The 14,848-nt window shown below is 57.0% G+C and carries 11 protein-coding genes and 1 pseudogene; 1 reads left to right on the plus strand and 11 read right to left on the minus strand.

Translation table 11 applies throughout. From position 1 onward, the window contains the following. Positions 1-3: 3 nt before the first annotated feature. From LWH94_RS13150 to arcC, 11 genes are all read right to left on the minus strand, one after another. Complete coding sequence (locus LWH94_RS13150; protein WP_008172526.1) at positions 4-1,107, minus strand: ABC transporter permease; 1,104 nt, start codon at positions 1,105-1,107, stop codon at positions 4-6. Further along, entirely contained in the window at positions 1,107-2,201 is a 1,095-nt protein-coding gene (locus LWH94_RS13155; RefSeq protein WP_008172528.1) for an ABC transporter permease, read from the minus strand. The genes LWH94_RS13150 and LWH94_RS13155 overlap by 1 nt, the downstream gene beginning before the upstream one ends. Beyond that, complete coding sequence (locus tag LWH94_RS13160) at positions 2,198-3,928, minus strand: ATP-binding cassette domain-containing protein (protein ID WP_008172530.1); 1,731 nt, start codon at positions 3,926-3,928, stop codon at positions 2,198-2,200. Before LWH94_RS13160 ends, LWH94_RS13155 begins: the two co-directional genes overlap by 4 nt. 6 nt (positions 3,929-3,934) lie before the next feature. Next, positions 3,935-4,897 (minus strand): HlyD family secretion protein, encoded by a 963-nt coding sequence (locus LWH94_RS13165; protein ID WP_008172531.1) that lies wholly within the window; start codon positions 4,895-4,897, stop codon positions 3,935-3,937. A 175-nt stretch (positions 4,898-5,072) separates the two neighbouring features. After that, entirely contained in the window at positions 5,073-5,336 is a 264-nt protein-coding gene (locus LWH94_RS13170) for an MBL fold metallo-hydrolase RNA specificity domain-containing protein (protein ID WP_228152682.1), read from the minus strand. Positions 5,337-5,587: 251 nt separating this feature from the next. Further along, the gene (locus LWH94_RS13175) at positions 5,588-7,963 is read right to left on the minus strand and encodes a xylulose 5-phosphate 3-epimerase (protein WP_232902518.1); all 2,376 of its coding nucleotides are present in this window, start codon (positions 7,961-7,963) and stop codon (positions 5,588-5,590) included. Between the two features lie 97 nt (positions 7,964-8,060). Then, positions 8,061-9,383, minus strand: a complete 1,323-nt coding sequence (locus LWH94_RS13180) for an MBL fold metallo-hydrolase RNA specificity domain-containing protein (RefSeq protein ID WP_232902519.1) — start codon at positions 9,381-9,383, stop codon at positions 8,061-8,063. A 29-nt stretch (positions 9,384-9,412) separates the two neighbouring features. Next, a complete protein-coding gene (locus tag LWH94_RS13185) occupies positions 9,413-10,333 on the minus strand; it encodes a ribose-phosphate diphosphokinase (protein WP_091854517.1) in 921 nt (306 codons plus the stop codon). Beyond that, complete coding sequence (locus tag LWH94_RS13190) at positions 10,330-11,844, minus strand: thymidine phosphorylase family protein (RefSeq protein WP_269802594.1); 1,515 nt, start codon at positions 11,842-11,844, stop codon at positions 10,330-10,332. Before LWH94_RS13190 ends, LWH94_RS13185 begins: the two co-directional genes overlap by 4 nt. 48 nt (positions 11,845-11,892) lie before the next feature. Further along, complete coding sequence (locus LWH94_RS13195) at positions 11,893-12,351, minus strand: ATPase (RefSeq protein ID WP_099615960.1); 459 nt, start codon at positions 12,349-12,351, stop codon at positions 11,893-11,895. 177 nt (positions 12,352-12,528) lie between these two features. Beyond that, a complete protein-coding gene (arcC, locus tag LWH94_RS13200; RefSeq protein WP_232902521.1) occupies positions 12,529-13,443 on the minus strand; it encodes a carbamate kinase in 915 nt (304 codons plus the stop codon). On the opposite strand from arcC, the pseudogene LWH94_RS13205 reads away from it, so the two are divergent. Next, positions 13,417-14,510, plus strand: a pseudogene (locus LWH94_RS13205) (IS3 family transposase); the annotation flags it as partial. The gene arcC and the pseudogene LWH94_RS13205 sit on opposite strands and share 27 nt — an antisense overlap. Between the last annotated feature and the right edge of the window lie 338 nt (positions 14,511-14,848).

The following is a 14,848-nucleotide window of genomic DNA, read 5'->3' on the forward strand; positions in this document are numbered from 1 at the left end:
ATCTCATTGTACCCGGCGTCGAAAGACCCAAAGGGAGAAAATAAACAGCGTGACACCGATTACCAGCAAGGCGAGAGCCTCATCCCAGAGAACCGCCAGGCCGGCGCCTTTGAGGAAAATACCGACGATGATATCCATGTAATAACGCAGTGGACTCAGCAGGGAGAGGCTTTGCAGGAAAGGCGGCATGGCTTCTACCGGCGTCAAACTGCCCGACAGGAACATCAGCGGGAAAAGTCCGAAAAAGGAGAGCAGCAACGCCTGCTGAAGGGTCCGGCTGTAGGCGGCAATCAGTACGCCCAGCGCAATCGCACTGAGCAAAAAGATGGCGGTCAGCACCAGAAATAAAAGCAGACTGCCCTGAAGGGGCACATCAAAGACTCTGACAATCACCAAACTCGGAAAGATGGACAGTACGCCCATGATCAGCGTGGGTGTGACCTTGGCCAGGAACAGTTCCAGGGTGGAAATGGGCGTCACCAGCAGCTGCTCGATAGTGCCTCGCTCCTTTTCCCGGACAATAGAGGCGGCCGGGTGAATAACGCCCACCATCATACCGGCCAGAGCAATCATCGATAACACGATAAAACCCGATGTTGTCAGATCGGGGTTATACCAGATACGGATCAGGGGTACCGCGACCCCCTTCTTCCCGGCAGCAGGGAGCGCTTCGCGCTCCTGGCGCTGGACGATCTGCAGAGCATCATTGACGGCATTGGCGGCAATGTTGGAATTGGTGCCGTCCTGGAGCAACTGGAGCTGAGCACTCTTGCCAGCGAGAAGAGCACCTTCGAACCCGGCGGGAACGACCAACACCATGGTGGCATCGCCTTTCTCCAGGAGGTCAGTGGCGGTTGCCACACGGGTTTCCTGAAATTTCAGGTCGAAGGTTTCGCTCACCGCAAATTTCTGGATCAACGAGCGACTCAAGGCGCTGCGATCCTCGTCCACCACCGCCAGGGGCAGGTGGCTTACATCAAAACTGAGCGCAACGGCACAAATGACGACTTCAATGGTGTAAAGCCAAAGTATCAGGGTCAGTATCAACCGGTCACGAAAGAACTGCACGAGCTCCTTGCGCAACAAACCAAATAAGGCAATTCCCATCAGGCCACCTTCTGCTTCATTCGCCAGGCCGCGAAGACAAATACCAGGACCGTATAGACGATCAACATCATCAGATTTGGCAGAACGGCTTCAAGGCCGGCTGATTTCAGTACGATGCCCCGGGAGATTTCCATAAAATAACCGGCAGGGAAAAGCCAGCTATACAGTTGCAGGGCAAGAGGCATGGTGAACAGAGGGAACAGAAAACCGGAAAACAAAAACGACGGCATCAAGGTGACAATCAGCGTTATCAACATGGCCGCCAACTGGGTACGGACCAGGGATGAGACCAACAGGCCGATACCCACCGTGGTCAGCACATAAACGAAAGCGGACGTCAGCAGCAGTATCGGGCTGCCGGCAATGGGGACCTGAAACCAGGCAAACCCCACCACCATGACCATAAGAATCTCCAGGAAAGCCACCAGACCGTAGGGCACCAGCTTGCCGACAACAAACTCGGTTGAGGTGACCGGCGATGCATAGATCTGCTCAATCGTACCGGTCTCTTTCTCACGCACGATCGCTAGGGCGGTCAGCAGGGGTGGGAACGCCATCAGGATCACGGCAAATAACCCGGGGATGACGAAATTGACGCTGCGCAGGGAGGGATTGAACCAGACCCTGGCCTGGACCCGGACGGCGCTCTGACGCGGGGCGGGGAAATTTGCGATTACCGCCTCGGCATAGGCCGATGCCAATCGACCCAGAACAGGATAGCCGCCGTCCACGATCACCTGGACAGGCGCCTCGTCGCCTCTGAGCAGTTGCCGGGCCAAGCCGGCTGGAATCACCACGCCCATGCTGATGGTCGAGCTTTGCAGTGCCGACTCCAGATCGCGGAGATCGGTCGTTTTCTGCTCTAATTGAAAATACCGCGAGCTGTCGAAACGGGCTGACAGGTCGCGGCTTGCCGGCGTGTTGTCCAGATCGTAAATGCCCACGGCAACCTGTTCCACATCCAGATTGACCGCATAGCCGAACAGAAAAAGCATGATCAGCGGCATGATCACGGCCAACGCAATGGTAACCGGGTCGCGAATCAGCTCGCGACTTTCCTTGACGATGAGGGCTCCAAGCCGATGAGCCTTCATGGTCCCAACGCCCGGGAATTGGCCGTTCCCGCCTGTTCTATGGCCGCCGTGAAGAGCATCTCCACCGTGGCGTCGGCTTCGAGGCCGAGCGAATGATTCAGCGATGATCGGCTACCGTGTGCAAGCAGCCGCCCGTCCAGCATTAACGCCAAACGATCACAATAGGCCGCTTCCTCCAGGTAGTGGGTAGTGACCAGCACGGTCATACCGCTGGCGGCCAGCTCACGGATAACCCGCCAGAAACGGTACCGGGCGACGGGATCGACACCCGAGGTGGGCTCATCAAGGAACAAAACCCGGGGCCGGTGAAGCAGGCTGCAGGCCAGCGCCAGACGCTGGCGCAAGGCACTTGAAAGATCACCGGTGAGCTTGTCGGGAATATCTGTCAGCCCCGTTACTTCCCTGGCCCAGTCGATCGCAGCCCGCGCCGCGCCTCCGGCCAGGCCGTAGGCATTGGCAAAGAAGCGGAGATTCTCCCAGGGGGTCAGTTCCAGATAGAGTGAAAACCGTTGTGACATATAACCAATTTGCCGGCGCAATGCGGTGCTACCCCCGCCGGAGCTCACCCCGGCCACCCGGGCGTTGCCCTCATCGATGGCCACCAGCCCGCACAAGGCCCTGATCAGGGTTGTCTTGCCCGCCCCGTTGGGCCCCAGCAACGCAAGCAGTTCGCCAGATGGCGCCTCGAAACTCACCCGGTCAACGGCCTTGAAATGTCCGAAGCGGACGCTCAGGCCGGTGGCCACCAGCCCTTCCTCTTTTCCCCTGTCTTGCCGGGCCAATTCCGGAAACTGCTGCTCGCCGGCCCTCCTGTCCGTCCGCAGCACAAACAGATCCTCGAGCCGGGGCTCGGCCGCCGCCAGGTGGGTTCCCTCGGGCAATAACTCGGCGAGCTGGTTTTCAGCGATGTCCGCGTTCATCACCAGTCGCAGGTGATCCGGCAACCACTGCACTGAATGGACGCTGTCAATTTGAGCCAGGATGCCGGACAACTCCCGCAAGCCTCGTCCGGTATCTCCAGCATTTACAGTGAACACCCTTCCGGCGGCGGGCCTCAGCAGCTCTTCCAGCGACCCATCCGCAAGAACGCGGCCCTGTTCCAGCAGCAGTATCCTGTCGCAGCGCTCCGCCTCGTCCATGTAGGAGGTAGCCACAACCATGGTCAGGCCCTGCGACCGGAAGCGGTCGAGCATGGTCCAGAGATGGCGCCGGGACAGGGGGTCGACGCCGAGCCCCGGTTCGTCAAGGATCAGCAGCTCCGGTTCATGGACCAGATTGGTACATAGCGACAACTTTTTCCGCATGCCACCGGACAGTTTGGCGGCGGGCCTGTCAGTAAAGCGGCCAAGCCCCGACATGGATAGCAACCTTTCTGAACGCTCCCGATAGAGTTCGTCGGGCACATCCCGGATGCGAGCGGCAAAGCTCAGGTTTTCCTTGACGCTGAGTCGATCGTAAAGCGTAAATCCCTGGGACATATAGCCAATCCGGGCAGCAACCTGCTTGGCCTCACGACGGGTATCGAAGCCCAGGACCCGGCATTCCCCCACAGTGGGGTCCAGGATGCCAGCCAACATCTGTAACAGCGTCGTCTTGCCAGCGCCATCAGCACCGACAATGCCCACTCGTTGGCCGCGATCAACGGAAACATCCAGTGGCTCGATGACAACATTGTCTCCGAATTGGCGGCCAAGGCCTTTGGCGACGATGGGTTCCGGGGAAGACATGACGGCTCAGCGCGCCGGAACCGAGAGGGTCGCTGGCCACTCGGCGTCCGGATCCCAGCGAATCCAGGCATCTGCCGGCATACCCGGTTTCAGAGCATCGGCCGGATTATCCAGCACCAGGGTAACGCCATAGACCATCCGAACTCTCTCGTCGGGCATGTGGACATCGCGGGGGGTGAACTGGGCGAAATCGTCAATCCTGCCGACTTTGGCGGAAAAGTCCCCGGGCAAACCGTCCACGCGGATTCTGGCGGGATCCCCCAAGCTGATCCGGTTGAGGATATCACCGGGGACATAGACCTTGAGTTCGAGCTGCTGCAGATTCACCATCGTGGCCAGCGGCTGGCCGGTATCGACAACCTCTCCCGTCTCCACCGCCCGGATCAGGATGGTTCCGGAGAGCGGCGCGGCAACCTCCGCTTTGTCCAGTTGCGATTCAGCCAGTGCCACCTGCGCCGCCCTTGCAGCCACCTGTTCTTCGGCGGCATCCTTCTGCCGCTGGAGAGACTCAAGTCGGCCCCGGGCCTCACTGACGGCATTTTCCGCCTGATCCAGATCACTCGAGCTGGCCAGATTGCGGGACCGCAAGTCCCGGATCCGCTGCCGTTGTTTCTCGGCATTCTTGAGATGATGACGCCAGGTGGTGATTTGGCTGTCGAAGCCGTCACGGACTTCCCGCGCCGAGGCCAGCTCGGCCTGTGCCGAGCGCAGGCGGTCTCTGGCATCGGCGGGGTCGATCACGGCTACCGTGTCGCCAGCCGAAACCTTGCTGCCTTCCGCGAGATGGTGCTCGATGACCCGACCGGCCACTTCGGCCGCGATCCGCACTTCCCGCCCCTCGATATGGCCATTGCCATAGACGATTCCCTGCGGCAAGGGCTCTTCCCCAAACAGAACAAAAACCCCATAAGAACCGCCGGCGAGCACCAACACCGCTATCAGAGACCAGAGCCAGGATTGGGATTTCACCAAACACTCCTTATGACATTACTGTTCAGGTTGGAGCCGGGATCAGGGCCACTGCCTCTCACTCCAGCCAATGAGATCGCCCACTCTAGCACTCGGCAGCCGCCGCGACCAAGGTCGTTGCCGGATCTTAAGCGGCTCATTCAGGTCGCCCTCGAAGATGGCCGTCAGGGCATCGTCAAAGACGCAAAATGGATTGGTAGCCTGCCACATCCACCTCAAACCGGGTGTTCTGACGCAAGTGATCCCTCAGCGCCTCCAGCGCCTCCGGATCACCGTGGATCAGGTTGATCGGCGTTTCGGGGGCCAGGTCACTCTGAGCAAGCCACTGTTCAATCTCTGCGAAATCCCCGTGCCCGGAAAGCCCACTCAACACCTCCAGCCGGGCCTTGACCGGAATCCAGTCGCCGTGGATCTTGATCCTTTCCGCTCCATCAACCATTTTGGCGCCTCGTGTCCCCCCTGCCTGTAACGGTAAAAGAATCAGGACACCAGAACGATAACGATCAGTGTGATGCCCCAGGCCCCAGCGTGATTGAACGATTCATTCATAGCATGATTTACCTATATGTCGGGCGGCTAGCTGAATCGGTTGCCGCCCGGATTGTTTTAGTGTGAGAATCAGCACGGTGATCACCAACGCTTTACTTTTCCCCGTAAAGACTGTTGTAAATCGATCCTCGCGCTCCATCGCTACAATGTCGCCTTATCAGCGCCTGAGGAGCCAGTTTTTGACAGGATCACCTGCACTATTGAATGTGAATCACATTTATTGGCCTGCAGCAGCCCCGATGTGTCCAGGGTGCCACCATGGTTTTCGTAGCCAAACGCCAGCGTTCGATCAGGCCCGAGATCAAGAGGACGGCAGATTCCCAGCAAGGCTTCTGGGCGCATATGGCACACGAACACCCTGAGTTTTGTATCGTGGGGAAACAGCTCGGAACTGTAAGAACTACCACACTGATGCCCTGACTCCATTGGATCCCGGGGACTCCGGAATCGACCAGGTTCGAGAAGGCAGACCACACCGCACGAAAGCCCCCGCTGAGCCAGCGCTTCAGCGACCTCCTGGCAAACACGGAGTTGATAAGCGCCGACAGCGATCAACTGCACATCACCGGCTTCACCAAGAGCGATGGCACCATCCCGAACCAATTGCACAGCCTGACGGCCGTCAAAAACGGCAGGCAGTTTTGCCTTGGGAACCGTCATGGCCCAGAACTGCCCCTGGGTTCGAAAACACTCGTTAAGGCACGCCACAGCACTATTGCAGTCGGGAGGATAGACAACGCGGGCAGTGTCACTCATTTCTCCCATCAGGACTTCGCCGAAGGCCGGGTCCTGATGAGACTGCTCGTTCTTGCCGTTTTCCCAGAGGTGCGACGTCGCAATGACCGGCACGGATAACCATCGGGCGGGCCGACCGAGACTTTTCTGGTGTCGCGCAAAAATAATTTCCTGCCGAAGAGCGCCAATCATTTTCATGGCAAACGCTTCGTAGGACACCACCAGATTCATACCTCCCTTATTACCCAGAGCGGCGCTGACAACGGCCTCCTCATTCAGGGCTGTGATTACCGAGCCGTGAAGGGATTCCGCAAGGCCGGGCTCGGGCGTCAGGGTGCGATGCTTCAGAAGGTCAAGCGACTGGTTCATCTGATTACTACGCAATTCATCCGGGTTCCCCAGGCGAATACGAAGCGCCGGGTTGGCCTTTACAAGGGCAACAAACTGCCGATCAATCGCCACCATGGGCGACTCTGATACCGCCGTTTGCAACCAGACCGGTTCGGGTACAGTTTGCAGCTTGACGTCACGACAACTCAGCGGATGATCCTTTTCCGCAGGCCGATCGTCTGCCCGGTGAGTTGCCAGCACGTCGCGGGCGCCGTGAATCTCGATCTCGGGCACAAACAAACGGGCAATGGATTCGTTAAAGTGCCTGCGCGAGACCTCATCAAATCTCGGTATTGCCGGAAGCGGGGTACCATGCGCCGCGTTTGAACCAGCACCATAGAAACCATAGCCTTTGACCGTCTCGGCAATCAGATAGGGGAGCTTTACAGGGTACCTCATGTGGCCGGCGCTGACCTGTTCGCTGCACGCCTGAAGCCTCGATTCGGCCTCGAAGATGCCCCAGATAAAGGCCGCAGGATCGCGGCCATCAATGAGTATGGGGTAAAAGCCATTGAGCTCCAGGTGCTGCCGGAACCAGTCCACCCCCCCTTGCAGAAAAATGGTTGACCGTTGATCAATGCGGCGCCCGTTAGCAATCATCACCGGGGTCACCAGGCCACAGTCCTCGGCTCGCCACCAGCGGCTTGCCCAGTCGCTGCCCCGCTGCTCCTCAAATGCCCCATCACTGAGAAACGCGACCAGACGCTCCCCCGGCAGCGGCATGTGGGTGTATTGCAGTTCAGCGAAGCCCAGATATCCGCCCTCGATCAGCCCGCCGGCAGTGTGGGGGTTGACGTGACTGCCCAGGGGAACCCCCGGTGTGCCATCCGGAGTGACGGCGTAGCTGTAAAAGTCACTCACCAGCCGGGACAGCCCCACCTCGTCGAGCGTGTACCGAGCCTGCTGTTCTGGATGCAGATTGCCGAGCAGTATGTTGACGCTTTCGATAGCCGCCACACAGTGCCCCTGCCCCATCAGCCAGCTACGGGTCAGCCCCGCCAACGCGTTGGCGGCCGTGTAGCCAAGATAGGCAGGCACCATGTTCAGCGAACCACCGGTATGCCCCTGAGGATTTTCCTTGAAGTCATCCGCCGCCAGCGGCTGTCCGGACAGGTCCACTCTGCTGGCATAAGTCATGTGGGCTACCAGCCACATGGCCGCGTTGGTGAGGGTGTCTGCAGCCTCGAAAATAATCAGGGCATCGTCGAGCGAGTCATAACGCCCGGCACAAACGAGTTCCTGGCACAGGTCGAACACGCGCACCTGGGTCAAATCGGTATGTTCGATCACCCCGCGCCCTTTTGCCCAGTTGGCAAACTGGGGGTAACGCTGCCGGTATTGGGCAGCACGCTGCTGGACTCGATGTGAATCCTCAATGGAATAGCCGTTCATGATCTCTCCCTGATAACTCTACTGACGTTAATGGTGGCCTACTAGAAATCCTCGCCGTAAATATCCGGATTACCCCGGGTATTTGCCCGGTCTCACATCAAAGACGCAAAATGGATTGGTAGCCTGCCACATCCACCTCAAACCGGGTGTTCTGACGCAAGTGATCCCTCAGCGCCTCCAGCGCCTCCGGATCACCGTGGATCAGGTTGATCGGCGTTTCGGGGGCCAGGTCACTCTGAGCAAGCCACTGTTCAATCTCTGCGAAATCCCCGTGCCCGGAAAGCCCACTCAACACCTCCAGCCGGGCCTTGACCGGAATCCAGTCGCCGTGGATCTTGATCCTTTCCGCTCCATCAACCATTTTGGCGCCTCGTGTCCCCCCTGCCTGATAACCGGCAAAGATAACGGTTGTACGGTGCTGGCCGAGGAGACGTTTGAAGTGATGAAGAATGCGACCGCCCGTTGCCATACCGCTGCCTGCAATAATTACGTGCGGGTAGGCCTGGTCAGCCAGCGCCTTGGAGTCTTGGACGCTGCGGCTATAGTGAACGGTGCTGCACATTTCATGGCATTCTGAACTGCTCAACCGATGCTGATCTTCGTAGCGGCAGTAAATCTCAGAAACATCAATCGCCATGGGGCTATCCAGATAAACTGGCAACCTTGGAATTCGTCCCGCCTTCATCAGGTCGGTGAGCATATGCTGCAAGACCTGCGCTCTGCCCACGGCAAAGGCCGGAATCAGTATATTGCCCCCTTTGTCGACCGTTTCGTTAACGATGTCCGCCAGTTGTGACAGCAAATCCACGTCTTCGTGGCGACGATCGCCATATGTTGATTCCAGCATCAGCATGTCGAGTGCTGGCAGGGGTGCCGGTGGCCTCATGAAAATATCATTGAGGCGGCCCACATCGCCGGAAAAACCGACGCATTTACCTTCCGCCTCGATGATGACACAGGCCGCCCCGAGAATGTGCCCGACCGGTCGCAGATGAAAGCGTATATCACCGAGCTGGATCACTTGGTGAAAGTCCACCGACTGAAACAGCTCCATGCAGGCTTCTGCATCCTCCTGATCATACAGGGGCTCCGGATTCTCATGCCTGCTCAGCTTATGGCGGCCGAGGTAATGTGCCTCCTCTTCCTGAAGATGGCCGCTATCGGCCAGCAATATGCTGCATAGCTCTCGGGTGGCATGATGGGTATAAACCGCCCCCCGGAAGCCCTGCTTGTACAACACGGGGATGTAGCCTGAATGATCCAGATGGGCATGGGTCAGAAGCACGGCATCCAGCGAGGCAATATCGAGCGGCAACGGTTGCCGGTTGCGCTTTCTCAGCCACTTGTACCCCTGAAACAGGCCGCAATCGACCAATACACGTGTCTGGCCGGTTTCAACCAGGAACTTGGAGCCGGTCACGGTTTCCGTGCCACCCAGAAATGTAATGTTCATCGGCGCTCACCCTCCACCTGATTGAGAAAATGCCTGACCGGCGGCACCAGCAACTCGCTGACATCGATCTCATTGCTGCTGTGTGGAACCGTGTTGGTGGTCACCAGCGTCTGCAGGCCGGTACCCAGAAGGTAGGTGTCCGAGGCCTCCGCAAAAATGCCATGCACCGCCGCACACAGGATGGCCTCCGTGCCTTGCGCCTTAAGTGCCCTGACACACTCGCCAATGGTGCGTCCGCTGGAAATAACGTCATCAATGATGACGGCTTTCCGGCCGTTATACGCCGAGATATCCGGCAAGGTGACTTCAACGCGCCGGTCACCCAGACGCTGCTTGGTGCCAATGACATAAGGATGGTTACTGGCCTGCGCGATACTTGATACCCATTGCTCACTTTCCGCGTCCGGACCTACCAGCAACAGACCGTTTTGCCCCCGTAGCCAATCCGCCAGCGCCGGTGCTCCCTGAACAACTTGCGTGGGTATGCTGTAGATTTCGTCAAGAGACTGGTACCTGTGCAAATGTGGATCAACGGTGATCAGCCAGTCGATATGTAAAGACAAAGACTGGGCAAACACCCTGGAAGTGACCGCCTCCCCTTCTTCGAAGCGTCGATCCTGGCGCATATAGCAAAGATAGGGCGCCACCAACCCAATCGACCTGGCACCGAGTTCCCGGAGAGTTTCAAAGAGAAACAGGAGAGCAAGGTATTTGGTGTCTGGATGCGTTAGGTCGGCCAATATTACGCAGTTCGCACCTTTGACTGATGTGAGCACACGTAAGTAGGACTCACCATCAGGGAACCTCCGCACCTCCAAACTTCCCGGCTCCAGATTGAGCCGATCACAAAGTTTTTCCCGTAATGGATGGGGAGCAAGGCTGAACAACACACTTTCTTCAGTAATGTCCACAATCATTCCTCTCGCTTTACAGTGAAGATTGCCGGCCCCATATCGTTAAACGCCAGCGCATAATCCTGCTGCCCCGGACTGTCACTGAGCAATTCATAGAGAGGCTCTCCCTTAGTGACTCTATCACCGACGGTCGCCAGTAGCCGCAGCCCTGCGGTAGAGCTGGCAGGTGCGCCTGCCAGCTTGGCGACACGGGCAAGCCGACGATTGTCGATAGACACGATTGTTCCGGATTCCGAGCACAGAACTGGGCGCCTAAAACGGGCTTCACCTAAGCTCCTCTGCCCTCCCTGAGCCTCTGTTATACGCTTGAACTGCCCCCAGGCAGAGCCGTTTTGAAGTAGTCGTTCTGCTTTGACCATCCCCTCTTTCACGCCACGACCATCAGCCAGATCGAACAAATGGCCAGCCAGCATGATGGCGCGGCTCCGTAGATCCTCCGGCGCACCCCGCTTTCCCTGCAGCACGGCCAAAACATCACGGGCCTCCTCTGTCGGCCCGATCCCTGCACCAACCGGCTTGCTGCCGTCTGTCGCGATGCAGCGTACCTTCAGCCCACAGGCCGCCCCAACGCTTGTGAAAAGAGAGGCCAGCCGGTCGGCATCGCCGGGCGTTCGAACCTTGGCCGTCTCCCCCACCGGAATGTCAATCACCGCATGGGTGGAACCGGCAGCAATCTTCTTGGACAGCACCGAGGCCACGAGCTGGCCCTCACCATCAAGGTCCAGCGCTCTCTCGATGCGAATCAACAGGTCATCAGCCGGGCTGAGGTTCATCGCCCCACCCCAGGCGAGACAGGCACCGGTTTCTCTGACCACACGGCGAATCTCGTTCAGCCCAAGCCTCACATTGGTCAGCGCTTCCATGGTGTCCGCTGTTCCCGCCGGTGAGGTGATGGCACGGGAGGAGGTTTTAGGCATTACTAAGCCTGCTGCGCTGACGATCGACACAACCAGCGGCGTGGTCCGGTTGCCCGGCAGGCCTCCAACACAGTGTTTGTCGAACACACGATCCACGCCTGGCCAATCGAGCTGTTGTCCGCAATTCACCATCGCCTGGGTCAAAGCAACAATCTCATCGAAACCTAATCTGCCACCCGCACAAGCGCTCAGGAAACAGGCTATTTCGACATCGCTGTATTTGTGTGCGGAGATATCGGAGACAATGCGGGCCATCTCAGCCGGAAGCAAGCTGTGTCCGAATACTTTCCGACGAACCAGACTCAAGGATTCGATATAGGGCGCATGATGTACTGAAACCAGGTCAGACTGAGCCACCCCGAGCCGCTCTATGGCGATATCTGAAAGCCCCGCATACCCTTTGGGAACCGTTTCGTCAGAAGAAATATTGAGAGTTGCGATGATGGATCGTCCCTGTGAGGAAATTCCCACCTTGGAACTGGCGGAGAATCCTTCTGAAAGGCAGACATCACAATCATCACGCATGTAGACAACAGGTTCCTGATGAGTATTGATACCCATCTTGAAAACCCGCAACTGACCGGAAGACCCCGCCATGTATCAACACCCTTTTACTGCACCGGAGAAAGATTTTCAGTGTCCTGATCAGAGGTCGTTCATACGCCCTATCTGCCTGGCCAATCGCATAGCTTCGTTCTCTTCCATGGTTAGCAACGACTGCAGTAATTCTTTCGCCTCGGGAATTTCGGCTTTGTCGGCCATGGTGCGATAAAGGTCCTCTATCTGATCATGGAAATCGAATACTTCTCTGCATATGCCCTCAAAATCCAGCTGTGCGTATGGCTCATCGCAGGTTCTGTGGGTCTTAATGGGATGGTGAGACAGGTAGTCGTAGACCCTTGTCTCCAACACTTTGGAATCGCCCTGCGACTTGAACTCGTTCACAATACGTTCCATTTCCGATTCATGGGTCGCCAAATAGTCCAGCAACGCTTGTGCTCGCTCTTCTTCATTCTTAGTGGCGCAGTGGGACAGGCATCTTGCAAGATGAGCATGCAGGTCCCGTGTCCAGTTAATAAGTTCTCCGAAGGTTTTAATATCCATCTTCCCTTTCCCTTATGTTGTTTCGTTTTGCCAATTACGCCAGCAGACAGCCATTACCTACCACTAAAACTCATGAGCCTGAATTCATGCTGAAAAAATCCAACAAAAGATGAAAAAAGAGCCTCTCTATAATGAGGAATTGATACGCATCAAACTTTCCACTTTGGCAATTAAGGGCTAAACAGCGGGAAGGATTCGCGTGCCTGCATCACGAGTCAAAATGGCAAGCGCGTCTTCCAGCTTACCAATACCACTGACACCCCCACTTTCGACAAAATTTCCCGCAGCAGCTATTTTCGGGCCCATGGAGCCTGCGGGAAGGTCCAGCTTGCGGGCCTCATCGAGCGTCAGCTCATGGATGGGGGCGGCGGTGTCTTTGCCGAAGTTACGGCATATGGCATCCACATCGGTAAGGAGCAGCAAAGCGTCTGCACCCAATTGGCTGGCCAGTAGTGCGCTGGCGGCATCCTTGTCGATGACGGCTTCGATCCCGATCATGCTGCCATCGTCCCGGCGAAGAATGGGGATACCGCCGCCTCCGGCACAGATCACCACAACACCCTGTTCCAGCAGCAGTTGGAGCACCCGCATATCGGGAATTTCCAGGGGTTTGGGCGAGGGCACTACCCGCCGCCACCTGTCGCCATCCTGGGCAATGTGCCAGCCAGCGGCTTCGGCTTTGGTCTCCGCTTCTTCCTTGTCATACACCGGCCCGACAAATTTTGTCGGCTTTTTAAAGGCGGGGTCGTCCTTGTCCACCAGAACCTGGGTCAGCAGGGTTGCTACTGGCCGGTCATGATCCAGGGCATTTTCCAGTTCCTGCTCGATGATGTAGCCGATCATGCCTTCGGTTTCCGCGCCCAATACATCCAGGGGGTAGGCTTCGTCCGGCTTATAGGCGGCGCCCTGAAGCGCCAGCAGGCCTACCTGCGGACCATTACCGTGAGTGACCACCAGCTGGTGGCCTGCGCGGACGATGTCGGCCAGAGATTGGGCTGCAATCTTCACGTTGGCCCGCTGCGCCGCGGCGGTCAGGGGTTCCCCTCGCCGCAACAGGGCATTGCCTCCAGATGCGCTCTGGGAGGACGACAACGGGGACGACTGACCCCGGTCTCTGAGCGCAGGGTAACCATTGACCTGATCCAGGAAGCGAACAACGCTGGAGCCCGATTATTCAAAGCTTGCGGTGAAGCCGGTATTGGCCTGCGCACCTATCGTCGTTGGTTCCGTGAAGGCCAGGTACAGCCCGATAAGCGCCCGCAGGCGGTACGCCCCAAACCTGCGAACAAACTCACTGAAGAGGAACAGGCGAGGATCTTGTCGACCTGCAACTCAGCCCGTTACGATAGCCTGCCGCCATCTCAAATCGTACCCTCGATGCTGGATGACGGTGTGTATCTGGCTTCTGAATCGTCATTTTACCGGATACTGAGAGCGCACAACCAATTGAATCATCGAGGCCAAAGCCTGGCGCCCCAACGCTCCCGAGAGGCGACCACACATCATGCCGCTGGGCCTTGTGAGCTCTGGAGTTGGGATCTTACGTACTTGGCTTCAACGGTGCGTGGGCAGTTTTATTATCTGTACATGTTTGAAGATGTGTACAGCCGGAAAATCGTGGGTTATGAAGTCTACGAGGTTGAGAGCGGTGATTATGCGGCTGGTTTATTGCAGCGCTGCCTGCTCCGCGAGCAATGCCTCCATCAACCTCTGGTGCTGCATTCTGATAACGGCGCACCGATGAAGGCCCAGACCATGAAAGCGAAAATGGAAGAGCTCGGCGTAATACCCTCGTATAGTCGGCCAAGGGTTAGCAATGACAACGCCTTCTCGGAATCGCTGTTCAAGACGCTGAAATATCGTCCAGAGTGGCCTTCATCTGGTTTTAAAAGCCTCAGTGATGCACGGGGCGCTGGGTAGGTCGCTTCGTGACCTGGTACAACACCGAGCACAAGCACAGCAAACTGCGCTTCGTCACACCGCAAGAGCGGCATACTGGCGAGGATGTTGCCATTCTGGCTCAGCGTCAGCGTGTGCTGGAGCAAGCCAAACAGCGGACACCGAGCTGCTGGGGAAGTCGCCAGGTCAGAAATTGCGAGCCCGTTGAGCCAACGACATTGAATCCGGAAAAGTGTGCGGTAGAAAAAGACGCCGCTTGAGCACAGAAACAGTGCCATCTATCTTGAAAAACACCGGCTCCGCAGAAAGCCCAAAACTCGTTAAAAAAAAGGCACCTATCATAGCTGTTTTATATACACGAAGCAGATCATTCAAGTTGCATTCTCCACTGAATTAGCATGCAGAGAAGAATCATAGAAGCGTTATCTGAACTCAGACTGAATTTCAGAAACCGATTATTCATTTTTGACCTGAATCAATATTTTTTATATCGAATAAAAATATTCAAACATTACTGAAAATTTATCGTTTATTTCAGGATCAGTTCAGGAACGGGTGGTTAAATCGAATCATCAACCAACAAGGAGAATCTTTAAAA

This window comes from Marinobacter sp. G11 (genome assembly GCF_021282325.1).
GTDB classification, from domain to species: domain Bacteria; phylum Pseudomonadota; class Gammaproteobacteria; order Pseudomonadales; family Oleiphilaceae; genus Marinobacter; species Marinobacter vinifirmus.